A 24634-nucleotide genomic window follows, 5' to 3' on the forward strand; every position below is an offset into this window, starting at 1 on the left:
TTCTTTTTGTCTACCCTATATTTTTCTGCTTCCTACATAAACTTTACACATAGATTAAAAATATAAATCAAAACAAGGCTTCTTGTTTGGTGGGAATGATTTACTTTGATATCATAAGCTTATTGAAAATGATACAAGGAGGACAATAGTATGAAGTTGCTGTCAATGTTTCAATTAGAAGAAGAGGTAACATCTAATATTGAACAAGCGACAAAAGAAAAGCATATTCCTGAAAATAAACTTACTATAGTTACCAAAGAAGAACAAAGAGATTCGATAGCTGCGCTAATCAATTTGCAGGTCGATGGTGTGAGTAAATTAGAACTTAGAGATAATGATATTGCTGAAAAGTATAAATTATCTGAAAAAGATACAGAACTATTTATGGATAAGTTAAAAAGAGGGGGATATGTTATGCTTCAAGAGATGCCAAAGCATATCACTAAGCAAAAATTAAATGATCAAAAAACTCCTTCTAGAGAAGACGAAAAAGAAAAAGGGGATTTTGAAAGTTCATTAGATGATCATCTGTCAGCGCCGGGATTTGGCGTCGATTTTAAAGACCCTGGTACAGATGATCAGACACATGAAGATAATTTTAATCCTGATAACCATAGTGAAAATCCAGAAACAAATTGAATCTAGTACTTTAATGGAATATACTAAAGTTAGTTAAAAGAAACAAACTTTTAATAAGTATAAAAATAGACAATTAGCATGTGCTTTTTTTAAAAAATGAAAGAAGTATCGCAGAAAAGGAGGAAACATTCTAGGCTCCTCTTTTTTATTTGTAAAGTAAAGGTGAGGCGATAATGAAAAATATATATCGTAATGAATGGTTTAAAGTACCAAATATATTATCATATTTCAGAATACTATTAATTCCTCTGTTTATCTATTCATATCTTATAGCGACAGACATAAATGGTTACTTGATTGCTGCAGGTATATTATTTGTTTCGGGGCTTACTGATGCGATGGATGGTATTATCGCGCGGAAATTTAATCAAATTACAAATTTAGGGAAAATATTTGATCCTATTGCCGATAAATTAACACAGTTGGCAGTTGCATCGGTACTGCTTGTTAAATGGCCTGTTATGGGGTACTTACTAGGTATATTTATCGTAAAAGAGACTAGTATGTTTATTTTTAGTTATATATTGCTAAAAAAAGGAAAAATGGTAGATGGAGCTAAATGGTTCGGGAAAATTGGTACAATTGTCTTTTATCTATGTATGTTTATACTGGTTTTATTACCGGAGATTAGTCGGGGATTCCTTTGGTCTCTTATAATTATTACTGCTCTTTTTCAAATATTTGCTTTCATCAGGTATATGAAAGTATTTATAGAAATGTACAATGATTCGAATGTTCTAAACTAAAGTCGAATAAAGAAGGGCTAACTTTTTTTAATTCTGTTTTTTTGAGTGTTATAATTAAAATAACTTAAAGAAGGAGGAAACAGAATGAAAATTGGGATTATTACTGGTTCAATTAGAGAGAATCGTGTCAATCTAGATGTTGCAGAATGGGTTAAAAAACTAGCGATAAACAGACAAGATAATGATGATGTAGAATATGAAATTATAGATATCAAACAGTTTAATTTACCTGTTTTTGCTGAACCAACTTCTCCTGCATATACAGATGAATTAATTGAAAAAGAGAAACAACTTCCATGGTCTCAAAAAATGACGGATCAAGATGGCTATATCTTTATTGCACCAGAATATAATCATGGTATACCAAGTGCTTTGAAAAATGCTTTAGACTTTTTATATCATGAATTAAATGATAAGGCAGCAGGAATCGTAAGCTATGGTTCTTCTGGTGGGGTTCGTTCAGCTGAACAGCTAAGATCAGTGTTGTCAGAGTTTCAAGTTGCACATGTTAGAACAAACCCAGCACTATCCATTTTTTATGATTTTGATTACCCGAATCTTAATCCTTCTAGTGCTCAAAAAGAGGCTGTTGAGATAATGATTGATCAATTGATACCTTGGACTGAAGCAATGATAGAAGTACGCAATAAGAAATCCGCGAACAGTTAGAAAGTTAACTATAAATAGGAACTGTAACAAAGCTAATAGTCTATATTAGCTTTGTTACCTATTGTTTTTTAGTACGAATTCGTATATTATTAAAGATAAATAAGTAGGTGAAATTATGACAAGAAATGAAGACTCATTAAAAGCATTAACAACAATTTTGAGAGCGGCCTCTAGTGTAGAAAGAGTTGTAAAAGAAGATATGATTTCTTATGGGTTGAATGCTACCGAATTTACAGTGATGGAATATCTATATAATAAAGGAAAGCAACCGATTCAAATGATTGGGAAAAAAATATTACTAGCTTCAAGCAGTATAACTTATGTAATTGATCGTTTAGAAGAAAAAGGACTGGTTCAAAGAATTGCAGATGTTAAAGATAGAAGAGTTACTTTTGCAGAACTGACTGCAGAAGGTTATCTTAAAATGGAAGATATTTTTCCTAAGCATGCCCAAACAATTGAAAAAATATTTAAGAATCTTTCTGATGATGATTTAAATAAATTACGAACATTATTGAAAGAAGTTGGATATGAATCAGCTAAACTAATTAAATAAAGAGAGGACGCTTATATTGTCACTTGAATCATTTATCCATGTTTATAATGAACCTTTAATGGGAAACACCACTGTCTTTTTATTATTGCACGGAACTGGAGGAGATGAGCATGACATGATCCAGTTAGCAAAAATGATTGATCCACAAGCGGGTATTTTAAGTCTGAGAGGAAACATTAATGAAAATGGGATGAATCGCTTTTTTGAAAGAAAAGCGATGGGCATTTTAGACGAAGTAAGCTTGAAAAAAGAAACAGATAAATTATTTGAATTTTTAAATGCAGCAGCAGCACATTATGGGTTTAAAACGAAACAGCTTGTCGTTTTAGGATACTCGAATGGTGCAAACATAGCATCTAGTTTGCTTTTCCACTACAATGATGTTTTATACCAAGGAATGCTTTTACATCCGATGGTTCCTACCAGAAATACAGAGCTTCCTGATTTATCAAATCAGCGTTTGTTTATTGGAGCAGGAGAAAACGATCCACTTTGTTTGCCGGAAGAAACAAAAGAATTGGAGCAAATTTTTATTGAAGCTGGAGCGAGTATAACAACGTATTGGGGAAATAATGGACATAGCTTGTCTCAAAATGAATTGAATGCAGCCTCTATGTGGTACGAAAATCTATAAATAGTATATTAATCTTAAATTTCTATAGATAGTCACATTGACTTATCGATTTTATAGCTAATTTGTGATATAATAGATTAGAAACATTTAATAAAGATCTGAAATTTAAGACTAAGGAGATTTTTATGGCTAAAGAAAAAATTACCGAGGAAGTTCAAGTTTTAGTGGAAACAGAACTTCGAAAAGGTGCCAGCAACTCCCGAATTGCTAATTTACTGGATTTGCCTTATAAAGAAGCTGTCGAAATTATAGAGACGATCAAGGAAGATTTAAGACCGGATATCGGAGATGAAATCATTTTCTTTTTTAGAGATGAGCCGATGGAAGGTATTATCGAAAAATTGCTTACAAATAGTGCGATTGTTAAGATTAACTGGGATCAGTCAGCAGAAAGAATGCATGACTTGATGGAAGAAAAAACGGTCGTTAATTTTAAGGATATTGAAGGATTTAAAAAACAAGTTAATGACGAAACAGAAGAAGTTGAATAAGTATTAAAATAGACTGTCTTAAGTAGATACCTCGAAATGAGAGAATAAAATTTCTCTTTAGGGTAATTACTTAAAGGCAGTCTTTTATTTTTATAATAATTGAAAATATGTGCCAATAAAAATAAGCAATATGATTGTTGTCAAAGCTTTTAAATACTATTTAATTGGAATAATACTATGAATTGAAATTTATTCTTGACAGGAAAAGAAATGTAAGATAATATTTTGATAGTCAAATACTTTGATAATCAAACTATATTGACGAAGTAATAGAAATGGGGGAGTTGATGTGGATCCATTAGTTAACGAAATCAATAGTTACTTGGTTACGATCTTTAACGACGTATTGATGATCGAAGAAAAAACTCTGCAGTCTAGTCGTTTTAAAGATGTTTCAATAAAAGAAATGCATACGATCGAAGCGGTAGGAATGTATCATCAGCATACGACTAGCGAAGTGGCTAAAAAGTTAGGTGTTACCGTAGGAACGCTAACTGTTTCAGTAAATAATCTTGTACGTAAAGGTTATGTAGAAAGAATACGTACAGATTCAGATAGGCGTGTGGTTAAACTTGCTTTAACTCCGAATGGTCGGTTGCTATATCGTTTACATGATAAGTTTCATAGAGATATGGTTAAAGAAACAATTGCAGAAATGGATAAAGAACAGTCAGAAATACTAATGATAGGTCTAAGAAATCTTCATGACTTTTTAGAGCGTACAAAGGAGCAGTTACCAGAGTGAGTAATCGAGTAAAAGTTAGGATCCATTCAGTGGGAAAATATATTCCTGAAAAAATTCTTACGAATGATGATTTAACAGAATGGTTAGATACTTCCGATGAATGGATTACGTCACGTACGGGAATTAAACAAAGACATATCAGTACGACAGAAAATACTTCTGATCTATGTACTGAAGCTGCATTGAAAGCATTGGGTAAGGTTAAGGTAAAAGCTGAAGAGATTGGTTTGCTTATTGTAGCAACAATGTCACCAGATGCTCATTCACCGTCTGTTGCTTGCACCGTTCAGTCAAATATCCATGCAAAAAATGCAATGGCATTTGATATTAATGCTGCTTGTTCAGGATTTGTCTATGCTTGCTCTGTTGCAGAAAAAATGCTATCTGTCAGTCCTTATCAATATGCACTTGTTATCGGTGGAGAAGTTATGTCTAAAGTAGTGGACTGGAAAGACCGTTCAACTGCTGTATTATTCGGAGATGGAGCTGGATGTGTTTTACTTGAAAAAAATGAAAACACACACAGTTTTATAGGTGAAAATTTACATGCAGACGGTTCAAGGGGTAGTTCATTAACTTCTGGAGAAGTTGCGGTCAACAATTTGCTTACTTCAGGCAATAAGGCAAATCCACACTTACAAATGAACGGTAGAGATATATTTGATTTTGTTATTAGGTCTGTTCCTAAAAGTATCATTGAAGTTGTCGAAGCTAATCAGCTGCAACTTGAAGAAATCGATTACTTTTTATTACATCAAGCTAATGCAAGATTAATCAAAGCAGTATCTAAAAAGTTGAAGCAGCCTATTGAGAAGTTTCCTCAAAATATTGATCAATATGGAAACACATCAGCGGCTAGCATTCCAATACTATTGGATGAATTAATTGAACATGGTGATATTCAGCTCAACAGTAATCAAACCATAGTTTTGACTGGCTTTGGCGGCGGCTTAACATGGGGATCATTATTAATAAAACTATAAAAAAATTTGGAGGAACCAAAAATGTCAACTTTCGAAAAAATTCAAGAAATTATTGTGGACCAATTAGATAAAGAAACAGAAGAAGTACAAATGGAAACTAACTTCCGTGAAGAATTAGAAGCAGACAGCTTAGACTTATTCCAAATCATCAACGATATTGAAGATGAATTTGATATTAAAATTGAAACTGAAGAAGGTTTAAACACTGTTGGAGACATCGTTAAGTATGTCAATGAACAACTAGCTTAATTAAATTTTATTGGAAGGGAGCTCCTATATGGATCAAGCACTTATGGAGAAAATTGGGATTCAATATCCTATTATTCAAGGAGCAATGTCATGGGTTGGAACTCCTAGCTTAGCTGCTGGAGTTTCAAATGCTGGCGGATTGGGTATGATTGGAGCTGGGCATGAGCCGGGAGAATATGTACGCAAATTGATCCGCGAAACAAAAGAAATGACTGATAAGCCTTTTGGGGTAAATGTCCTTTTACTATCACCATATGTTGATGAAGTTGTTAACGTAGTCTGTGAAGAAAAGGTTAGTGTAATTTCAACTGGTGCCGGTAGTCCAGGAAGATACATGAAAAAATTTAAAGAAGCTGGTATCGTAGTGATTCCTGTTGTCGCTTCAGTTGCTTTAGCCAAACGTATGGAAAAAGACGGGGCAGATGCAATTATCTGTGAAGGAATGGAAGCTGGTGGACATATAGGTAAATCAACAACGATGACACTAGTTCCTCAAGTGGTTGACGCAGTGAATATTCCTGTTATTGCAGCAGGTGGTATTGCTGACGGAAGAGGAATGGCAGCTGCGATCATGCTGGGAGCTTCAGCAGTTCAACTTGGGACCAGATTCGTTGTAGCTATAGAAAGTATTGCTCATGATAACTTTAAAAAGAGAGTCATTAAAGCCCGAGATATTGATACTGTAGTAACGGGGATGATTACCGGTCATCCAGTTCGTGTCTTAAGAAATAAATTAACAAATGAGTACTTAAAAGTAGAAAAAGAAATCACAAGTGATGAAAACCCGGATTTCTCTCGCTTAGAAGCATTGGGAAAAGGGGCTCTGAAACGAGCAGTTGTCGATGGAGACAAAGATACTGGCTCATTTATGTCCGGACAGAGTGCAGGACTAGTGAAAAAAGAACAAAGCTGTAAGGAAATTGTTGAAGAATTAATGAGTGAATACAAAGAACTAACTTCAAATCCTGTTGTATTCTAATTTTTTTCAGTGATACTTTGATATTCAAAGTATGCAGATTATTATAATAAGATTGAAATTGGGGATTGAAGCAAGCTAGTAAGCAATATATATGATTCTTAATCACCTAATAAACTTGTTTCATTCCCTTGATTGATCTTTTAAAAGAGTTAAGTAAAGAAAGGATATTTAATATGTCTACAGCATTCTTGTTTAGCGGGCAAGGCGCTCAATATAATGGAATGGGAAAAGAATTGTATGAAGAGCATGAAAGTGTCAGGAAAATTTTTGATCAAGCGAGCAGAGCCTTGGATATTGATTTAGCTGCTTTAACATTCAATGATGATGAAAAGCTGAACTGGACACCATTAACTCAGCCGGCAATATTAACGCTCAGTCATGCTATAGAACATTTAATGAAAGATGCTGGAATTAAACCGGATATGGTAGCGGGGCTTAGTTTAGGAGAATATACCGCACTGGTTTCCTCAGAGGTTTTTACATTTGAAGATGCAGTAAAGCTTGTTCATAAACGTGGAACGTATATGGATCAAGCTGTTCCCAAGGGTGTAGGCGCTATGGCTGCAGTCATGGGGTTGAAATCTGAAGTCGTTGAAAAAATATGTGACGAGATCAGTGAAAAACATTTTGTACAGATTGCTAATTATAATATGCCTGGCCAAATCGTTATTGCAGGTGTACAAGAAGGCGTATCAGCCGCAATCACTGAATTAGAAAAAGCAGAAGCTAAAAAGGTTATTCCACTAAATGTAAGTGGACCTTTCCATACTAAGTTACTTGAACCAGCAGCTGATAAACTGGGAGAAGAGCTAAAATCAGTTAATATAAATGATTTTACTTATCCAGTTTATAGTAATACTACAGCAGCTGTTTATGAGACTAAAGAACAAGTTGCACCAACATTAGTTAAGCAAGTTATGTCTCCTGTTAGATTTGAGCAGATGATTCAGCAAATGATAACAGATGGAGCAGATACTTTTATAGAACTTGGACCGGGTAAGACATTAAAGACATTCGTTAAAAAAATTGATCGTAGTGTAACTGTCATGAATGTTGAGAATATTAAGCAGTTGCATAAGGCAATCGATAAGGTTGCGTTTAACAACTAAAATATTAGAGGTGAAAATGTGGTAGAAAGTATAAAAACTGTTATTGTTACAGGCAGCTCTAGAGGGATTGGTAGAGCAATTGCCTATGCATTTGCAAATGCGGGCCATAATGTTGTATTAAATGGACGTAAAGAAATTTCAGAAGAACAGTTATCAGAATTGAGCCATTTTGGCGGAGAAATTTTCACTTGTATAGGAGACATAAGCGATCCAGATTTTGCTAGTCGTTTAATTAAAGAGACTAAAGATAAATTTGGTAGTGTGGATGTATTAATTAATAATGCAGGAATTACAAGAGATAATCTTTTGCTTAGAATGACTGAAGAAGAATTTGACCAAACGATCGATATTAACTTGAAAGGTACATTCTATACAACGAAAGTTGCTTCAAAATATATGTTGAAGCAAAAGAGCGGTTGTATCATTAATCTTGCTAGTGTTGTCGGTCAAGTGGGTAACGCTGGTCAAGCAAACTATGCTGCTAGTAAAGCAGGGATAATCGGATTTACTAAATCAGTTGCTAGAGAATTAGCCCCTAGAGGGATCACTGTTAATGCAATTGCACCTGGATTCGTTGACTCTGATATGACAGATGTTTTGAGTGATAAAGTTAAAGAGACCATTTTAACTCAGATTCCATTAAAACGTTTAGGTCAACCAGAAGAAGTAGCAGAAGCAGCATTATTTTTAAGCAATCAAAAGTATATCACTGGACAGGTTATTAATGTCGACGGTGGTATGGTCATGAATGGATAATTAGGAGGAATAAAAATGCGTAGAGTCGTAATAACAGGATTAGGAGCAGTCACTCCTCTTGGAAATAACGTAGAAGATTTTTGGAATGGACTAAAAACAGGGAAAAATGGCATTGGACAATTGACGAAATTTGATGGAACACCTATTAATGTTCATGTAGCTGGAGAAGTTAAAGATTTCGTAGCTAAAGAACGTATGGACCGTAAACTAGCAAAAAGAATGGACGTTTTCTCTCAGTATGGCGTCGCTGCTGCTCTTGAAGCAATGGAAGATGCTAAACTTGATGCGGATGAAATCGACGCAACTCGTTTAGGTGTAATGGTAGGATCAGGTATTGGCGGATTAAACGCTATGCAAAGTCAAATCATAAAAATGCATGAAAAAGGATTAGATCGTGTAGCACCTTTCTTTGTACCAATGGCAATTGGAAACATGGTAGCGGGAAATATCTCTATCGCTACAGGTGCTAAAGGACCGAACTTGTCTATCGTTACTGCTTGTGCTTCAGGTAATAATTCAATAGGTGAAGCATACAGAAACATCAAACATGGATATGCTGACTATATGCTAGCGGGTGGATCAGAAGCGAGTATTAATGAGATTGGAATGTCAGGATTTGCTGCATTAACAGCATTATCAAACAGTGAAGATCCAGATAAAGCCTCAACTCCATTTGACAAAAACCGTCAAGGATTTGTAATGGGTGAAGGTGGAGCGGTAATTTTACTTGAAAGTCTTGAAAGTGCTCAAGAACGTGGTGCTAAAATCTATGCAGAAATCGTTGGATATGGGGCGACTGGAGACAGCTACCACATGACAGCACCTACTCCAGATGGTGAAGGCGCTGCTAACGCGATGATTCAAGCAATGGCTGAAGCAAGTATTGAACCGAACCAAGTTGGCTATATCAATGCTCATGGTACTGCAACACCAGCAAATGATTCATCTGAGACAGCTGCGATCAAGAGAGCGCTTGGAGAAGAAGGTGCTCACTCAGTTGCTATCTCAAGTACAAAAGGTAGTACTGGACACTTACTTGGTGGAGCAGGTGCAATTGAAGCAGTAGCGTGTATCAAAGCTTTACAAGAAGGTATTTTGCCTCCAACAATTGGGTTAGAAACTCCAGATGAAAAATGTGATTTAGATTACATTCCTAATGAAGCAAGAGAAAAAGGGATTCAGTATGCTATGAATAACTCATTAGGTTTCGGAGGGCACAATGCAGTCACCCTGTTCAAAAAATGGGAGGATGCATAAGTAATGAATTTTGACCAGATAAAAGAATTAATAGAAAAAATTGATGCTTCAAGCTTAAAAGTATTTGAACTGAACAACGATCTAGTTTCTATAAAAATGAGCAAGAATGATTTAGCTCCAGTACCAACACAACCTGAAGCAGCCAGACAAGCAATTGAACCTCAGAGAGTCGAAAGTACATCTTCGATTGAACGTAGTGTCGTTGTTTCAGAAAATGGTAAGCAAGCCGAGGAAACAGAAACATTGGAGAATGTTCATGAGATTACTGCTCCAATCGTTGGAACTTCATATCTTGCTTCTTCACCAGACAAGCCTCCTTTTGTAAAAGCTGGAGATAAAATCGAAAAAGGTCAACCTTTAGTGATCATTGAAGCAATGAAAGTTATGAACGAAATAAAAAGTGATGTAAGTGGAACTGTCCATAAAGTGGTGGTTGAAGATGGTCAGCCAATAGAATTCGGACAACCGCTGGTTCAAATCACTGATACAGAATAAAGTTGTGTTAAACAACTATAAATAAAAAATATTTTTAATTTAAGGAGCAATTAAAATGACTACTATGAATATTCAAGAAATCCAAGAATTGATTCCCAATCGTTACCCAATCTACTTTATTGATAAAGTAACTGAAATGATTCCAGGAGAACATGTTACAGCTATTAAAAATGTAACAATCAATGAAGAATTCTTCCAAGGACATTTTCCAGGAGAACCGGTAATGCCAGGTGTATTAATTGTAGAAAGTTTAGCACAAGCTGGATCAATTCCATTGCTGAAAATGGATCAATTTAAAGGTCAGACAGCTTACTTAGGCGGACTGAATAAAGTTAAATTCAGAAAAAAAGTTGTCCCTGGTGATGTTTTAGAACTTAAAGTAAATATCGTTAAATTGAAAGAGTACGCTGGAATTGGTAAAGGCGTTGCATATGTTGATGGTAAAAAAGTTTGTGAAGTAGAAATGACATTTATTATCGGCCGTTAATGTACTTTAACTTTTAAAAGTATACGTTATGATCTATTCAAAATAGTCATACAATCTGATTTAAGGAAGGTAATAACATGTTTCAAAAAATATTAGTAGCCAATCGAGGAGAGATAGCAGTACGGATCATTCGTGCTTGCCAAGAGATGGGTATTCAAACGGTTGCTGTTTATTCTGAAGCGGATGAAGATGCTTTGCACATGCAACTAGCTGATGAAGCGGTCTGCATTGGACCATCAAAAGCTAGCGACTCTTATTTGAATATGCAGAACATATTAAGCGCAGCAGTCATCACTGGAGCACAAGCGATTCATCCAGGATTTGGATTCCTTTCTGAAAATAGTACGTTTGCCGCAATGTGTAAAGAAGTGAATATTGTATTCATCGGACCCGACAAAGAGACTATTGACCAGATGGGAAATAAAGCGAACGCTAGAGAAATGATGCGTAAAGCTAATGTTCCTATTGTGCCTGGTAGCGACGGTTTTTTAGAAAGTGATGAAGAAGTGCTTGAAACAGCTGAAGCAATCGGGTTTCCAGTTATCGTTAAAGCGGTAGCTGGTGGTGGCGGTAAAGGAATGCGGGTGGTAAACTCATCCGATCAATTATTGCAGGCCTTTAATTCTGCAAAATCCGAAGCAAAAGCAGCATTTGGAGATGACCGTATGTATATGGAGAAAATCATTTCACCTGCTAAGCATATTGAAATTCAATTATTAGGGGACCATTTCGGCAATGTTATTCATTTAGGTGAACGAGACTGCTCTATGCAGCGAAACCATCAAAAAATTCTTGAAGAAGCCCCTTCTCACATATTATCAGAAGATCAAAGAAAACATATTGGAGCTGCTGCTGTAAGAGCAGCAGAGTATGTTGGATACAAGAATGCTGGAACTGTTGAGTTTTTACTTGATGCAAGCGGGGAATTTTATTTCATGGAAATGAATACTAGAATCCAGGTAGAGCATCCAATCACTGAAATGATTTCAGATTTTGATATTGTTCAAGAGCAAATCAAAATTGCAAACAATGAACCTCTTTCGCTTGATCAAGATTCATTGCAATTAAAAGGCCATTCGATCGAATGTCGTATTAATGCAGAAAACCCTGCTTTCAATTTTGCTCCTTCACCAGGAGTTATAAAATATTTGAATCTTCCTTCTGGAGGAAATGGTTTAAGAGTAGATACAGCATTGTTTGCTGGTGGAGAGATTCCTCCATATTATGATGCGATGATTGCTAAAGTAATAACTCATGGAAATACTAGAGAGATTGCAATAGCGAAAATGAAACGTGCACTTAAAGAGATGGTTGTGGAGGGTATTCAGACAAATCTAGCTTTCCAATTAGACTTGCTAGATGATGAAGAATTTATTAATGGAAAATATGATACTGAGTATTTGGAGAATACATTCATACCAAAATGGCAAAATCGTTTAGAGGAGGAGTAATCGTTGCGACTATTTAAAAAGCGTCCTTATATTTCTTTACAGAAGGTCACAAATGATTCAGAACGAGCTCCTTTTGTACCAGACGGTATGTTTGTCAAATGCCCAAACTGTAAACAATCAATTTATTCTAAAGATTTAGGGAATGAAAGAATTTGTCCAAATTGTCAATATGCTTTTAGAATCAGCGCCCAAGAAAGGCTGCATTTAACAATCGATGAAGGGACATTTCAAGAGTGGGATGAGGATATTGTTTCATTAGATCCTTTAAACTTTCCGGGTTACGATGAAAAGCTAAAAAAAGCTCAAATAAATTCTGGGTTAAGAGAAGCTGTATTAACTGGGAGTGCTAAACTAAATGGAGTTGATCTAGCGATTGGAATTATGGATTCTAACTTTATAATGGGTAGCATGGGACAAGCTGTTGGCGAAAAAGTTACGCGTTTATTCGAAAAAGCTGCTGATAAAGGTTTGCCTGTTGTTTTATTTACTGCCTCGGGAGGAGCTCGAATGCAGGAGGGAATTTTGTCCTTAATGCAGATGGCAAAAACAAGTGCAGCAGTTAAAAAACACTCTGACAAAGGTTTATTTTATCTAACCATTTTGACAGATCCAACAACTGGTGGTGTTACTGCCAGCTTTGCTATGCAAGGAGATGTTATTCTTGCTGAACCAGGTGCGTTGATTGGATTTGCTGGTAGGAGAGTAATTGAACAAACCATTAAAGAATCAGTACCGGATGATTTTCAATCTGCTGAAAAAGTTATGGAACATGGGTTTATTGATAAAATTGTACCGCGTACAGAATTAAAGCAAGTCATTAACAAGCTTTTGCTGATGCATGTAGTCTCTAATTCTAATTTTTAAAGATAATCAGAAATCTAGTATGGAGATAATAAATAATAATAGAAAAAGAGGTGGTCAAATGGCGGAAGCAATGGACATCGTTTCAATTGCTAGACAAACAGACCGCATCACAACAACGGAATTAATTGAAGTAATCTTTGATGACTTTATTGAGCTTCATGGAGATCGTTCATATAAAGATGATGCTGCAGTCGTTGGCGGTATCGGTATGCTAAATGGTCAACCTGTAACGATTATCGGTAACCAAAAAGGGCATGATTTAGAAGAAAATTTAAAAAGAAACTTTGGATCACCACATCCAGAAGGATATCGGAAATCTTTACGATTGATGAAGCAAGCTGAAAAATTCAATCGACCGATCATTACTTTTGTAAACACTTCGGGCGCATACTGTGGTGTAGAGGCTGAAGAACGTGGTCAAGGAGAAGCATTAGCTAAAAATCTGCTTGAAATGAGTAATCTCTCGGTCCCGATTCTTTCCATTATAATTGGCGAAGGAGGGAGCGGTGGAGCCCTCGCTCTTGCTGCAGGCAATAAAGTATGGATGATGGAATTTGCTATTTATTCTATTCTTTCGCCAGAAGGATTTGCTTCGATACTCTGGAAAGATTCCAAACGAGCTGCAGAAGCAGCAGAAATTATGAAACTGACGTCATATGATTTGTTGAAATTAGGCGTTATTGATCGCATTATCTACGAAGAAAAAGAGGGGAAAAAAATTAATTACTCTCAATTACTCAATTCATTAAAGGAAGATATGATAAATGAGATTGAGCAGTTAATGTCCCAGTCAAAAGATCATTTAATTCAAAAAAGGTATGAAAGATTCAGGAAGTTTTAACGATAAACCGATTTGAGTTTTTCTCATATCGGTTTTTAATTTTTTCCCATACTATTCCAATCAGAATTTGACGATTTATTCTTTGTACTTATAATAGTATAAGAAAGAAGGGGGATAATGGGAGAAAAAATAGAATTTCCAAATAATTATTCAATGTATCTTAAAAAGGCAGAACAATATTTAAATCTTAATGAGCCGATTAAAGCATTGCACTATATAGAATTAGCTTATGATATTAAACAAGAACCCAATATCAGTACGCTTTATGTATCTGTTTTAGTACAATTAGAGAGATACAGCGAAGCTTTAGAAATTGTTGAAAATATCAAAGGTAAAAATATAATGAAAACGGAATATGTATCACTATATTTGTTTTTGCTCATCAAAAATAAACGATTTGTCCAAGCTGAAACTTATTTGACTCGATTAACTGGTGGCGATCAGTTATCAATCGATGAATTATCACAGATGAAAAAACTTTTAGAAGAAGAGATATTAATAGATGAGAAGGAACGTCATCAAGCAAAAAATGAGCTGAAAAAGAAATTATTTGCTCTAGCTGATTTAAGTAGAGAAGAACAATTAAAAATTGTTGATGAAGTAAGTCTGTTAACTCCAGATGAATTAATTAACGTAATTCCTTTTCTTATGAGCAACCCTTTTGTTGATCCACTAGCTAAATCTTTTTATTTACAAAATTTGGTTGACATTAATGCAGATGTTGAATTCGAATTTGAAACTTTAGGAATTACAAAAATTATAAACCCTTCTAAATTGGATTCTTTTAATGAAGAATCTATTGTAGTCCAAGTAAATGAACAACTGAATATGCAATTAGAAAAAAATCCTAGTATGTTGATGTCAATTAAACCGGAACTTAATTTCCATTTATTGAAAATTTATCCTTTTGCTAAACAGATTATAGAAAATCCCGTTGAATGGGTAAAACTATATATACATCTTTATTCGTTTGAGACAGAAAATCTTGAATTTGATTCAAGGTTTTCTGCTAGGGAAAAAAAGATGATGGAATGGATAAAAAAAATAAGTAAAATGGAGGGCTAACTTATATAGTTATTGTTTACTTTTTCATATAACTATTGTATGATAAGATAGTATGCGCAACGTGCTAAGTGATTTTAATGCCCGTATGCACTCTTATTTAATAAGATAAATGTATTACGAGATTCAACTGGAACTGATTGTATTTGTTTAGCAGTCGTTCTTCACTTATTACAGATAAAAAAGAAATTCGGAGGGTAAATAATTATGACAACTAATTTTGAAAAAACAGGAGCTACTTCTGGTCGATTGACTTTTTCGATCGATCAAGAAACAGTTAAACAGGGACTAGATACAACATTTAAAAAAGTTCAAAAAACACTTAATGTGCCAGGTTTCCGTAAAGGTAGAGTACCTCGTAAAATGTTTAACCAAATGTATGGTGAAGCAGCATTATATGAAGATACGTTAAATGACTTACTTCCTGAAGCTTATTCTAAAGCAGTGGAAGAAGCTGGAATTGAACCTGTAGCTCAACCAAATATTGACATTGAGTCTGTTGAAAAAGGACAAGACTGGAAATTAATAGCAGAAGTTACTTTAAAACCAGAAGTTGAGCTTGGAGAATATAAAGGACTTGAAGTAACAAAGCAAGACCGTGAAGTTACTGATGAAGCTGTAGAAAAAAATCTTGAAACACGTCGTGAAAATTTAGCTGAATTAACAGTTAAAGAAGATGCAGCAGAAGAAGGCGATACAGTTGTTATCGATTTCGAAGGATTCAATGATGGTGTAGCATTCGAAGGTGGAAAAGGTGAAAATCATTCTCTTGAGCTAGGCTCTAATTCTTTCATTCCTGGATTTGAAGAGCAATTAATCGGTGTTAAAGCTGGAGAAGAAAAAGAAGTAACAGTTACTTTCCCAGAAGAGTATCAAGCTGAAGATCTTGCTGGAAAAGAAGCAGTGTTTAATGTTAAAGTTCACGAAGTTAAGTCAAAAGAACTCCCAGAACTTGATGATGAATTTGCTAAAGATGCAGATGAAGATGTTGAAACGTTAGATGAATTAAAAGCTAAGATCCGTAAAAACCTTGAAGAAGGTCGTGAAAACTCTGCTAATGATGCTCGTGATGACGAAGCTATCCGTAAAGCAGTAATGAATGCTAAGATTGAAGAGATTCCTCATGAAATGGCACATGACGAAGTTCACCGTCAAATGGATATGTTCTTGAATAACCTTCAACAACAAGGTATTTCACCAGAAATGTATTATCAAATGACAAATTCTTCTGAATCAGATCTTCATAAACAATTTGAAGGCGAAGCAGAATTCAACGTTCGTACTAACCTTGTGTTAGAAGCAATCGTTGAAGCAGAAAACCTAGCAGCTGATGATGAAGATATCGAGAAAGAAATCAAAGATTTAGCAGCTCAATACAATATGCCTGAAGAACAAGTACGCAGCGTACTCTCTCCAGACTTATTAGTGAAAGATATTTCTCTTAAAAAAGCAATTGACGTGATTACATCAACTGCTAAAGAAACATTAGAACCAGCTGATTCAGAAGATGCAGCAGAATAATTTTAATGGATTGAAATGTTATAAATGAAAAAGGGGGATGCTGTAATAGCATTCCCGTTTTTTGTAAATGTTTAGCTGCTAGAGCCAACCTATTGGCAAGCACAAATGTTCTATGTTACTATATGAAATGTTAAAAGATTTTAGGAATTGAGGTGAACCTGCCTATGTTTGACAATGATGAAGAGCAATCAGGCAATATCTCTTGTTCATTTTGTGGTAAATCACAAGATCAAGTAAAAAAAATTGTCGCAGGTCCAGGAGTTTATATTTGTAATGAATGTATAGATTTATGTAAAGAAATTATGGATGAAGAATTTAATAAGCAAGTTTACGCAGAGGATACTGAAGTTCCAAAACCTCAAGAAATTCGTTCCATATTGAATGAATATATTATTGGACAAGATGCAGCCAAAAAAGCATTATCTGTAGCGGTATATAATCACTATAAACGTGTGAATAATCTGTCTAACCAGGAAGATGATGTTGAATTGCAGAAAAGTAATATCTGTTTAATTGGGCCGACTGGTTCTGGTAAGACGTATCTAGCTCAGACTTTAGCTAGAATATTGAATGTGCCATTTGCAATTGCTGATGCAACTAATTTAACTGAAGCAGGCTATGTAGGAGAAGATGTTGAAAATATTCTACTTAAACTTCTTCAATCTGCTGATTATGATGTTGAACGTGCTCAGCATGGTATTATTTATGTTGATGAGATTGATAAAATTGCTAGAAAATCAGAAAATGTATCTATCACTAGAGACGTTAGTGGTGAAGGAGTCCAGCAAGCATTACTCAAGATCCTTGAAGGAACTACTGCTAGTGTTCCCCCACAAGGCGGGCGCAAGCATCCTCATCAGGAATTGATTCAAATTGATACAACTAATATATTGTTTATTGTTGGTGGAGCTTTTGATGGTATCGAAACAATGGTTAAAAATCGCCTTGGTGATAAGGTCATTGGTTTTGGAGCTTCTAATACGCGTAAAGGTTTTGCTGAAAGTGCAAGTATGATGCAGCAGATTATTCCTGAAGATCTATTAAAATATGGATTAATTCCAGAATTTATTGGTCGCTTACCAATAACTGCTGTTTTAGAAAAATTAACTGAAGATGATTTAGTTCAAATTCTTACAAAACCTAAGAGTGCTCTCGTCAAACAATATAAAAAACTTCTACAGATTGATAACGTAGAACTTGAATTTGAAGAAGAAGCATTAAGAGGGATTGGCAAAAAAGCAATCGAACGTGACACTGGTGCACGTGGACTTCGATCTATTATTGAAAGTATAATGATGGAAATCATGTTTGAAGTTCCTAGTCGTGAAGATATTAAGAAAGTCATCATTACTGAAGATGCTGTTGAAGGATCAGGCGGTCCAATTTATTATAATAATGATGGGGAATTGATCAGCTGATTTAATAATATAGACTGGAAAAACAGTATCTCTCTATCATGAGAGATACTGTTTTTGTATAAATAAAAAGTTTTATGTGTTTTCTGAACTCTATCTTTTGTCATATAATTGTAAAGTTTGGAAGCTGTACGTCATAAAAAATAAAGAAATTCTTTTAAATCATCCAAATTATGATATACTTATACAGGATTATATTTATAGTATGTAAATTTAACGTTAGGAGAAAATAATATGGATATCAATAAAATTCATTATGCAGAAATTACGATCAGTGCAGTTTCTCCAAAACAGTACCCTAATGATGGACTACCAGAGGTTGCCTTAGCTGGACGTTCTAATGTCGGTAAATCTTCCTTTATCAATACAATGGTAAATAGAAAGAAACTTGCAAGAACTTCTGGAAAACCAGGCAAAACTAGGACATTGAATTATTTTAATATCGAAAATGAGTTATTTTTTGTCGATGTACCAGGATACGGATATGCTAAAGTATCAAACGCTGAACAAGAAAAATGGGGAAAGATGATGAACATCTATTTTTCCAGTCGGGAAGAACTTTCTTTAAGTATTCTATTGGTAGATCTAAGACATCATCCGACTGATCTTGATGTTCAGATGTATGATTTTTTAAAGTATTATAATCTTCCAGTATTAGTTGTGGCAACAAAAGCTGATAAAATAAAGAAATCTAAGCGTAATAAACACATCAACCAAGTCATTCAGACACTTGAACTAGCAACAGGAGATAAAGTTGTTGTTTTTTCTGCTGAAACTAGAGAAGGAAGAGACGAAGTCTGGAATGAAATACTTGCGAGCACAAGGAATGATTCTATTTGAAAATCTTAATGTATGGAGTAAATAAAGATACTGTTTCAATTGAAGACATTGATAAATATACATTGAACGAAAGACAGAAAATCAGACATTTACATGACATTAAAAACTTTGATGGTGTAAAAGAAGTCTGTATATTATCCTCTGAAGTTCGTAGTGAATACTATTTGAATGTTGATGAAACGGTCTTCAAACATGGAGATCTTTTACGGTATTTATCTAATTTCACTGGTAAGCCGCTAAAAGAAACCATTTTAGAAACATATAGTAAATTTAATAAAGATGTTGTAAATCACCTATTTACTATTGTTAGTGGAATGGAAACAAAGCCAAAAGGATCACATACTACACTCAGACCAGTAGAGAATGCCTTGAATTTTGGAACTAAAGAGGAAACAATAGGGATTATGATAAAGGATCTCTTTAAAAGTGCAATCAAGTTTTCTAGAAAAATGAGATTGTCTGAAGTAATGAGACCTCTTTATTGTGCTCAACCATCTAGAGCAATCGAAATGCTTCAAGATTCTTTAGGGAAATTAGAAGATAAAAAATGTGTTTTATTTGGTAATGGTTATGATGTGCTTCATATAGCGAAATTATTATTATCTCTTAATGTACAGTCGTTAACAATTGCAAATGAAGATATTTTTTTCAGTACAAAAATGATTAACTCATTGAAGGAATGGATTGAATTAACAGTGGACGGCCCGATTTTAACAAGGTTACACGCAGCAGATCTGTTATCAGTAGGTTATAGATTTTCGAATGCCGATGGGATTATTCTTTCTCAGTCTTTTAATAGTGAATGCTTGAGTCGAGAATTGATTGAAAAGGTCGAAACAATTAGACAGACGAAGAAAAAGCAAATGATTGTTGACTTCAATCAGAGCAATCGAGAAGTTTTTTACGCACTTGGTCATTTAGTTAATTATATGTCTTTTGATGATCGAAGCATGAAAGATTTCACTGAGAATGAACTGAATCAAGCTGACATTTATTTTGATGAAAACCTGATCCACGAAACAGAAAAATTTATGGGGAATTATCAGCTGCTTAATGAGAAATATGCACAAGAAAATGTAAAAGAATGGTCTTCTTTGCACAAAGCGGTCGGCTCTGATTCGATTCATAAGTCCATGACGTGATTTTGGTAGCATGAAAAAGCTCGGATTTTTCGAGCTTTTTCAGATTATATTTTTTATATTTTAAAAATAACAGATTCAAAATGCGGGCATGACCCGCTTTTATTATGCAGTCTTTTAAGAACATTAGTAAAACAATGCGCAATAGTGTAAAATAAAATTAAGAGAAATGTACAGGAGAGAAGGGTTAACAGATGTCGATGTTTTTAGATCAAGTTACTGTCAATGTCAAGGCAGGCAACGGTGGAGATGGTATGGTTGCTTTCAGGCGGGAAAAATATGTACCTGATGGTGGACCAGCCGGTGGAGATGGTGGAACTGGTGGAAATATCATTTTTATTGTTGATGAAGGACTAAGAACCCTAATGGATTTTAGATATAACAGACATTTCAAAGCTAAAAATGGTGAGAATGGTATGTCTAAAGGAATGCATGGGCGAGGAGCAAAAGATTTGTTTGTCAAAGTTCCTCCAGGCACGATAGTTAAAAATGCAGAAACCGGTCAACTATATGCTGATTTAATTAATCATGGTCAAGAAGCAGTAATCGCTAAGGGGGGAAGAGGCGGAAGAGGAAATATACGCTTTGCAACTCCTCGCAACCCTGCACCAGAAATTGCTGAGAATGGCGAACCGGGAGAAGAAAAAGAAATTGAATTAGAACTAAAAGTCTTAGCTGATGTCGGGTTGATAGGATTTCCATCAGTAGGGAAATCGACCTTATTATCAGTTGTTTCTGCTGCTCGACCTAAAATTGGAGCCTATCATTTTACGACAATTGTGCCAAATTTAGGAATGGTTGAAACGGAAGATGGAAGAAGTTTTGTATTGGCGGATATGCCTGGATTAATCGAAGGGGCTTCACAAGGAGTAGGATTAGGGATTGAATTTCTACGCCACATAGAACGTACAAGAGTATTACTGCATGTTATAGATATGAGTGGAATAGAAGGTCGTGTTCCAATAGATGATTACTATACGATTAATAATGAATTAAAGGAATACGATTTAAAATTAAGAGAAAGACCTCAACTTGTTATAGCAAATAAAATGGATATGCCTGATTCTCAAAAGAATTTAATAGAATTCAAGAAAAAAATTGAAGAATCTGGTGAAAAAATTGAGATATTTGAAGTTTCTGCTATTTCTCAAAAAGGTTTAACAGCTGTACTAACAAGAACAGCAGATTTACTTGAATCTACACCAGAATTTCCGTTATACGATGAAGAAACACATGAGGAAGAAAGAGTACTGTATAAACATACTCCTTCAACAGATCATTTTAATATTCTTAGAGAGCCAGACGGTACTTGGGTACTAACTGGACAAAAATTAGAGAAATTATACAAAATGACAAATTTTGCACACGATGAATCGGTAATGCGTTTTGCTCGTCAGATTCGAGGTATGGGTATCGATGAAGCGTTAAGAAATAAAGGTGCTAAAAACGGAGATATTGTACGAATCGATTCATTTGAATTTGAATTTGTAGAATAATAAATTGAGATTGATTATATAAAAAATAATGAGACACAATTAGAATTCGAGGATAGTTATGGATTTATTATTTTTAGGAACCGGATCGGGTGTTCCTGCTAAACATAGAAATGTATCAAGCATTGCTTTAAAATTATTGGAAGAACGCAACAGTATCTGGATGTTTGATTGCGGAGAAGCTACACAGCATCAGATACTGAACACGACATTGAAACCTCGTAAAATCGAAAAAATATTTATAACACATATGCATGGAGACCATATCTTCGGACTACCTGGTTTATTAAGCAGTAGAGCTTTCCAAGGTGGAGAGACACCTTTAACGATTTATGGTCCTAAAGGAATCAAACAATATGTATTATCTAGTTTACGATTTTCGGCATCACACATTAAATATCCTATTCATTTTATTGAATTTAATGAAGATGGAGTAATATTTGAAGATGATCAGTTTAAAGTTTCAGTAAAAAAATTAAAGCACGGTATCCCTTCTTATGGTTTTAGAATTGAAGAATCTAATCACGAAGGAACTCTTTTGGCTGAAGATTTAAGAGCACTAGGTGTTCCTTTTGGTCCTCTTTTTGGAAAGTTGAAGCAGGGTGGAACGATAACCCTTGAAGACGGGACAGTGATTAATGGCAAAGATTTTATTGGACCAACCCAAAAGGGTAGAATAGTAACAATTTTGGGCGATACACTTAAAACGGTAAATAGCGTTGAATTGGCCAAGGATGCAGATGTATTAGTACATGAAAGTACATTTAATCATAATGATGTCAAGCTTGCCACAAGTTATAATCATTCCACAAATGTACAGGCTGCTGAGGTAGCTAAAGAAGCAAAAGTGAGAATGTTATTATTAACTCATATTAGTGCTAGGTATTTAGCTAAAGATGTACAAGCACTGCAAAATGAAGCTCGTGAGGTTTTTAAGAATACATGTGTGATGCATGATTTAAAAGAGGTTAATATTCCGCTTGAGAGAAAAGGAGTTGAAAATTAAATGAATGATTTAAAAGGGAAAGTTATAATGATAACTGGAGCTTCGTCAGGGATTGGAGAATCGTTAGCCTACGAAGCTGCAAAAAACGGTGCAACCCTTATTTTATCTGCTAGAAGAGAAAATAAGCTCAAAGAGGTTAAGGAACAATGTAATAAAATAAGTGCATCAGAAGTCTATGTTTATCCTTTAGATATGTCTGATCCTGATGCAATCGAAGAAACAATGGTGAAAATTGAAAACAGTATTGGTAAGATCGATGTGCTAATTAATAATGCGGGTTTTGGACGTACTGAAGAATTCATGACATATGATTTAAATAAAGCAGAAAATATGTTTAGAGTGAATGTTTTAGGAGTTATGTACTTATCTCAGTTAGCTGCAATTCAAATGGCTGATAGTAGGAGTGGACATATTATCAATGTTGGATCTATTGCCGGTAAGATTGCTACTCCTAAATCAGCAGTATATTCAGCTTCGAAGTTTGCTGTTATCGGTTTCAGTAATGCTTTAAGATTAGAATTAAAACCTCTTAATATCAAAGTGACAACTATTAACCCAGGTCCAGTTGATACAGCTTTCTTTGATGAATTCGATCCTTCTGGCAGTTATCTGGAAAGAATTGGTAGATTTGTTTTAACAAGTGATGAAGTTGCTGAAAAGACGATTAAAATTATTGGTACAAATAAAAGAGAAGTCAATCTGCCATTTAGTTTAAGCGTAGCTGCTAAATTGTATTCATTATTTCCGGCTTTAGGAGATTATTTGATTCTTAACCAATTTGATAAGAAATAAAACACAATCAGAGAAATATTTTAATTTAAATGTTATTCTTCTAATAATAAGTGTATAAAAGGGGATATAATTTCATGAAAAAACAGTGGAGTTTTGTAGGGGCATTTATATTATTGTTTATTGGAGCCGTATTATCTGTATTAAATGTAGATCCAGTTCCGGTCAACTTTTATTTTGCCACATATGAATGGCCATTAATCATCGTTATTTTAGGATCCATATTGTTAGGAGCTTTGATAGCTTCGCTTTTATCAACAGTAAAAATCTATCAAGAAACTAAAATGCGTAAAGATTTAGAAAAATCTGCTAATCAAGCTAAAGAAAATGAGAACGAAAGAGCGAAAGAATTAGAAGCAAAATATGAAACTCAAATAAGTCAGTTAAAAGAAGAAATACGGTCAAAAGATGCTGAAATAAAAGAAAGTACTAGTGCGAACAATAATACAATAAATTCTGTACAAGAGAAGAGTAAAATACTAGTAAAGAAGGATGGGAGGACCTATGAATAAAGAGAAGGTTGCTATACTAACAGATTCTGGTGCAGATGTTCCTGAAACTATAAAAGAACAATTCAATATAAAAGTGATTCCATTGAAGATTATTTTTAAAGATGGAGAATATATTGATAAATTGAATATTACCGCAGAAGAAGTCTATAAACGCATGGATAAAGAGATTCCAAAAACTTCTTTGCCAGATGGTGAAATGATTAAAAGTATTTTTGATGAAATCAAATCTGAAGGATATGAGAAAGTTATTGCAGTGACTATTTCAAGCGGATTAAGTGGAACTAATAATATGGTTCGAATCGTGGCAGAGGATTATAAAGATCTAGAAGTTTTCGTGCTTGATACTAAAAATATTGGTATTGGTGCTGGATTATCTGCTGTTGAAGCTGCTTATCAAGTAGATCGAGGAATTCCATTTAATGAAATCAAAGCTAACTTACAAAGAGGAATAGAAAAAGCAAAAGTTTATTTTCATGTTCCTACGTTGGAATACCTTCAAAAAGGTGGTAGAATTGGGTTAGTTCAATCTGTATTAGGTAGCGTTATGAATCTTAAACCAATCATTACTTGTAATGATGAAGGAATCTATCATACTGTTGCAAAAGTTCGGGGCAAAGCAAAATCTGTTAATAAGACGATTGAACTAGTTGAAAAATATGCTGCTAAATCTAATAAATATAATTTAGCGATCGCTTATGGCGGAGAAAAAGCTATAGAAGAAGCAAAATCTGTTCGAGAAGTGTTGAAAAAGAAATTACCGAAATTTGAACATTTCTTTTTTGATCAATTGAGTCCTGCGCTGGGTGTCCATACAGGTCCGGGACTAATTGGGATAGGCGTTCAACTTTTAGACGACTAGTAAAAGTTAAAAGCAAGAGCAATGGATTTGTATTAACCATAGCTCGT

28 protein-coding genes are annotated in these 24634 nt (G+C 34.6%); all 28 read left to right on the plus strand.

Annotation, left to right across the window (positions count from 1 at the left end; translation table 11 throughout):
• Positions 1-150 precede the first annotated feature (150 nt).
• Positions 151-639 (plus strand): hypothetical protein, encoded by a 489-nt coding sequence (locus tag BKP56_RS08685; protein WP_072694701.1) that lies wholly within the window; start codon positions 151-153, stop codon positions 637-639.
• Between the two features lie 173 nt (positions 640-812).
• Complete coding sequence (locus BKP56_RS08690; RefSeq protein WP_072694702.1) at positions 813-1385, plus strand: CDP-alcohol phosphatidyltransferase family protein; 573 nt, start codon at positions 813-815, stop codon at positions 1383-1385.
• An 84-nt stretch (positions 1386-1469) separates the two neighbouring features.
• Entirely contained in the window at positions 1470-2054 is a 585-nt protein-coding gene (locus BKP56_RS08695; RefSeq protein ID WP_072694703.1) for an NADPH-dependent FMN reductase, read from the plus strand.
• 115 nt (positions 2055-2169) lie between these two features.
• A complete protein-coding gene (locus tag BKP56_RS08700) occupies positions 2170-2610 on the plus strand; it encodes a MarR family winged helix-turn-helix transcriptional regulator (protein WP_072694704.1) in 441 nt (146 codons plus the stop codon).
• 16 nt (positions 2611-2626) lie between these two features.
• Complete coding sequence (locus BKP56_RS08705) at positions 2627-3244, plus strand: alpha/beta hydrolase (RefSeq protein ID WP_232226869.1); 618 nt, start codon at positions 2627-2629, stop codon at positions 3242-3244.
• Positions 3245-3369: 125 nt separating this feature from the next.
• A complete protein-coding gene (locus BKP56_RS08710) occupies positions 3370-3735 on the plus strand; it encodes a DUF2187 family protein (RefSeq protein WP_072694705.1) in 366 nt (121 codons plus the stop codon).
• Between the two features lie 349 nt (positions 3736-4084).
• On the plus strand, positions 4085-4480 hold the full coding sequence (locus tag BKP56_RS08715; RefSeq protein ID WP_425434156.1) for a MarR family winged helix-turn-helix transcriptional regulator: 396 nt from the start codon (positions 4085-4087) through the stop codon (positions 4478-4480).
• Positions 4477-5463: a beta-ketoacyl-ACP synthase III gene (locus BKP56_RS08720; protein ID WP_072694707.1), complete on the plus strand. Its 987-nt coding sequence runs from the start codon at positions 4477-4479 to the stop codon at positions 5461-5463. Before BKP56_RS08715 ends, BKP56_RS08720 begins: the two co-directional genes overlap by 4 nt.
• Before the next feature lie 21 nt (positions 5464-5484).
• Complete coding sequence (locus BKP56_RS08725) at positions 5485-5712, plus strand: acyl carrier protein (protein ID WP_072694708.1); 228 nt, start codon at positions 5485-5487, stop codon at positions 5710-5712.
• A gap of 28 nt (positions 5713-5740) precedes the next feature.
• A complete protein-coding gene (fabK, locus tag BKP56_RS08730; RefSeq protein WP_072694709.1) occupies positions 5741-6691 on the plus strand; it encodes an enoyl-[acyl-carrier-protein] reductase FabK in 951 nt (316 codons plus the stop codon).
• Positions 6692-6864: 173 nt separating this feature from the next.
• The gene (gene fabD / locus BKP56_RS08735; RefSeq protein ID WP_072694710.1) at positions 6865-7800 is read left to right on the plus strand and encodes an ACP S-malonyltransferase; all 936 of its coding nucleotides are present in this window, start codon (positions 6865-6867) and stop codon (positions 7798-7800) included.
• An 18-nt stretch (positions 7801-7818) separates the two neighbouring features.
• Positions 7819-8556: a 3-oxoacyl-[acyl-carrier-protein] reductase gene (fabG, locus tag BKP56_RS08740; protein WP_072694711.1), complete on the plus strand. Its 738-nt coding sequence runs from the start codon at positions 7819-7821 to the stop codon at positions 8554-8556.
• Between the two features lie 15 nt (positions 8557-8571).
• Positions 8572-9813: a beta-ketoacyl-ACP synthase II gene (fabF, locus tag BKP56_RS08745; protein ID WP_072694712.1), complete on the plus strand. Its 1242-nt coding sequence runs from the start codon at positions 8572-8574 to the stop codon at positions 9811-9813.
• Positions 9814-9816: 3 nt separating this feature from the next.
• Positions 9817-10308, plus strand: a complete 492-nt coding sequence (gene accB, locus BKP56_RS08750) for an acetyl-CoA carboxylase biotin carboxyl carrier protein (protein ID WP_072694713.1) — start codon at positions 9817-9819, stop codon at positions 10306-10308.
• Between the two features lie 64 nt (positions 10309-10372).
• Complete coding sequence (gene fabZ / locus BKP56_RS08755) at positions 10373-10795, plus strand: 3-hydroxyacyl-ACP dehydratase FabZ (protein ID WP_198034034.1); 423 nt, start codon at positions 10373-10375, stop codon at positions 10793-10795.
• Positions 10796-10872: 77 nt separating this feature from the next.
• Positions 10873-12246 carry an acetyl-CoA carboxylase biotin carboxylase subunit gene (locus tag BKP56_RS08760; protein WP_072694715.1) on the plus strand — a complete coding sequence of 458 codons (1374 nt, stop codon included), beginning with the start codon at positions 10873-10875 and terminating at the stop codon, positions 12244-12246.
• 3 nt (positions 12247-12249) lie between these two features.
• A complete protein-coding gene (gene accD / locus BKP56_RS08765) occupies positions 12250-13110 on the plus strand; it encodes an acetyl-CoA carboxylase, carboxyltransferase subunit beta (protein WP_072694716.1) in 861 nt (286 codons plus the stop codon).
• A gap of 70 nt (positions 13111-13180) precedes the next feature.
• Positions 13181-13951: an acetyl-CoA carboxylase carboxyltransferase subunit alpha gene (locus BKP56_RS08770; RefSeq protein ID WP_442914832.1), complete on the plus strand. Its 771-nt coding sequence runs from the start codon at positions 13181-13183 to the stop codon at positions 13949-13951.
• A gap of 117 nt (positions 13952-14068) precedes the next feature.
• A complete protein-coding gene (locus tag BKP56_RS08775; RefSeq protein WP_072694718.1) occupies positions 14069-15016 on the plus strand; it encodes a hypothetical protein in 948 nt (315 codons plus the stop codon).
• Between the two features lie 204 nt (positions 15017-15220).
• Positions 15221-16534, plus strand: a complete 1314-nt coding sequence (gene tig, locus BKP56_RS08780; RefSeq protein ID WP_072694719.1) for a trigger factor — start codon at positions 15221-15223, stop codon at positions 16532-16534.
• A 164-nt stretch (positions 16535-16698) separates the two neighbouring features.
• The gene (gene clpX / locus BKP56_RS08785; protein ID WP_072694720.1) at positions 16699-17952 is read left to right on the plus strand and encodes an ATP-dependent Clp protease ATP-binding subunit ClpX; all 1254 of its coding nucleotides are present in this window, start codon (positions 16699-16701) and stop codon (positions 17950-17952) included.
• 231 nt (positions 17953-18183) lie between these two features.
• Entirely contained in the window at positions 18184-18789 is a 606-nt protein-coding gene (gene yihA, locus BKP56_RS08790; RefSeq protein WP_072694721.1) for a ribosome biogenesis GTP-binding protein YihA/YsxC, read from the plus strand.
• A complete protein-coding gene (locus BKP56_RS08795) occupies positions 18786-19931 on the plus strand; it encodes a hypothetical protein (protein ID WP_072694722.1) in 1146 nt (381 codons plus the stop codon). The genes yihA and BKP56_RS08795 overlap by 4 nt, the downstream gene beginning before the upstream one ends.
• 191 nt (positions 19932-20122) lie before the next feature.
• Positions 20123-21424, plus strand: coding sequence for a GTPase ObgE (gene obgE, locus BKP56_RS08800; protein WP_072694723.1), 1302 nt, complete (start codon positions 20123-20125; stop codon positions 21422-21424).
• A 58-nt stretch (positions 21425-21482) separates the two neighbouring features.
• Complete coding sequence (rnz, locus tag BKP56_RS08805; RefSeq protein WP_072694724.1) at positions 21483-22427, plus strand: ribonuclease Z; 945 nt, start codon at positions 21483-21485, stop codon at positions 22425-22427.
• Positions 22428-23219 (plus strand): SDR family NAD(P)-dependent oxidoreductase, encoded by a 792-nt coding sequence (locus BKP56_RS08810; protein WP_072694725.1) that lies wholly within the window; start codon positions 22428-22430, stop codon positions 23217-23219. It begins immediately after the preceding gene.
• 74 nt (positions 23220-23293) lie between these two features.
• A complete protein-coding gene (locus BKP56_RS08815; protein ID WP_072694726.1) occupies positions 23294-23728 on the plus strand; it encodes a LapA family protein in 435 nt (144 codons plus the stop codon).
• Complete coding sequence (locus tag BKP56_RS08820) at positions 23721-24587, plus strand: DegV family protein (protein WP_072694727.1); 867 nt, start codon at positions 23721-23723, stop codon at positions 24585-24587. Before BKP56_RS08815 ends, BKP56_RS08820 begins: the two co-directional genes overlap by 8 nt.
• The last annotated feature ends 47 nt before the right edge of the window (positions 24588-24634 follow it).

Origin of the sequence: Marinilactibacillus sp. 15R (assembly GCF_001895285.1) — a bacterium.
Classification (GTDB): Bacteria; Bacillota; Bacilli; order Lactobacillales; family Carnobacteriaceae_A; genus Marinilactibacillus; species Marinilactibacillus piezotolerans.

Excerpts from the sequence above, each read along its gene's own strand:
- BKP56_RS08685 (WP_072694701.1), top strand. The coding sequence starts at position 151 with ATGAAGTTGCTGTCAATGTTTCAATTAGAAGAAGAGGTAACATCTAAT.
- BKP56_RS08690 (WP_072694702.1), top strand. The coding sequence starts at position 813 with ATGAAAAATATATATCGTAATGAATGGTTTAAAGTACCAAATATATTA.
- BKP56_RS08695 (WP_072694703.1), top strand. The coding sequence starts at position 1,470 with ATGAAAATTGGGATTATTACTGGTTCAATTAGAGAGAATCGTGTCAAT.
- BKP56_RS08700 (WP_072694704.1), top strand. The coding sequence starts at position 2,170 with ATGACAAGAAATGAAGACTCATTAAAAGCATTAACAACAATTTTGAGA.
- BKP56_RS08710 (WP_072694705.1), top strand. The coding sequence starts at position 3,370 with ATGGCTAAAGAAAAAATTACCGAGGAAGTTCAAGTTTTAGTGGAAACA.
- BKP56_RS08715 (WP_425434156.1), top strand. The coding sequence starts at position 4,085 with ATGATCGAAGAAAAAACTCTGCAGTCTAGTCGTTTTAAAGATGTTTCA.
- BKP56_RS08725 (WP_072694708.1), top strand. The coding sequence starts at position 5,485 with ATGTCAACTTTCGAAAAAATTCAAGAAATTATTGTGGACCAATTAGAT.
- fabK (WP_072694709.1), top strand. The coding sequence starts at position 5,741 with ATGGATCAAGCACTTATGGAGAAAATTGGGATTCAATATCCTATTATT.
- fabD (WP_072694710.1), top strand. The coding sequence starts at position 6,865 with ATGTCTACAGCATTCTTGTTTAGCGGGCAAGGCGCTCAATATAATGGA.
- fabF (WP_072694712.1), top strand. The coding sequence starts at position 8,572 with ATGCGTAGAGTCGTAATAACAGGATTAGGAGCAGTCACTCCTCTTGGA.
- accB (WP_072694713.1), top strand. The coding sequence starts at position 9,817 with ATGAATTTTGACCAGATAAAAGAATTAATAGAAAAAATTGATGCTTCA.
- fabZ (WP_198034034.1), top strand. The coding sequence starts at position 10,373 with ATGAATATTCAAGAAATCCAAGAATTGATTCCCAATCGTTACCCAATC.
- BKP56_RS08760 (WP_072694715.1), top strand. The coding sequence starts at position 10,873 with ATGTTTCAAAAAATATTAGTAGCCAATCGAGGAGAGATAGCAGTACGG.
- BKP56_RS08770 (WP_442914832.1), top strand. The coding sequence starts at position 13,181 with ATGGACATCGTTTCAATTGCTAGACAAACAGACCGCATCACAACAACG.
- BKP56_RS08775 (WP_072694718.1), top strand. The coding sequence starts at position 14,069 with ATGGGAGAAAAAATAGAATTTCCAAATAATTATTCAATGTATCTTAAA.
- tig (WP_072694719.1), top strand. The coding sequence starts at position 15,221 with ATGACAACTAATTTTGAAAAAACAGGAGCTACTTCTGGTCGATTGACT.
- clpX (WP_072694720.1), top strand. The coding sequence starts at position 16,699 with ATGTTTGACAATGATGAAGAGCAATCAGGCAATATCTCTTGTTCATTT.
- yihA (WP_072694721.1), top strand. The coding sequence starts at position 18,184 with ATGGATATCAATAAAATTCATTATGCAGAAATTACGATCAGTGCAGTT.
- obgE (WP_072694723.1), top strand. The coding sequence starts at position 20,123 with ATGTCGATGTTTTTAGATCAAGTTACTGTCAATGTCAAGGCAGGCAAC.
- rnz (WP_072694724.1), top strand. The coding sequence starts at position 21,483 with ATGGATTTATTATTTTTAGGAACCGGATCGGGTGTTCCTGCTAAACAT.
- BKP56_RS08810 (WP_072694725.1), top strand. The coding sequence starts at position 22,428 with ATGAATGATTTAAAAGGGAAAGTTATAATGATAACTGGAGCTTCGTCA.
- BKP56_RS08815 (WP_072694726.1), top strand. The coding sequence starts at position 23,294 with ATGAAAAAACAGTGGAGTTTTGTAGGGGCATTTATATTATTGTTTATT.
- BKP56_RS08820 (WP_072694727.1), top strand. The coding sequence starts at position 23,721 with ATGAATAAAGAGAAGGTTGCTATACTAACAGATTCTGGTGCAGATGTT.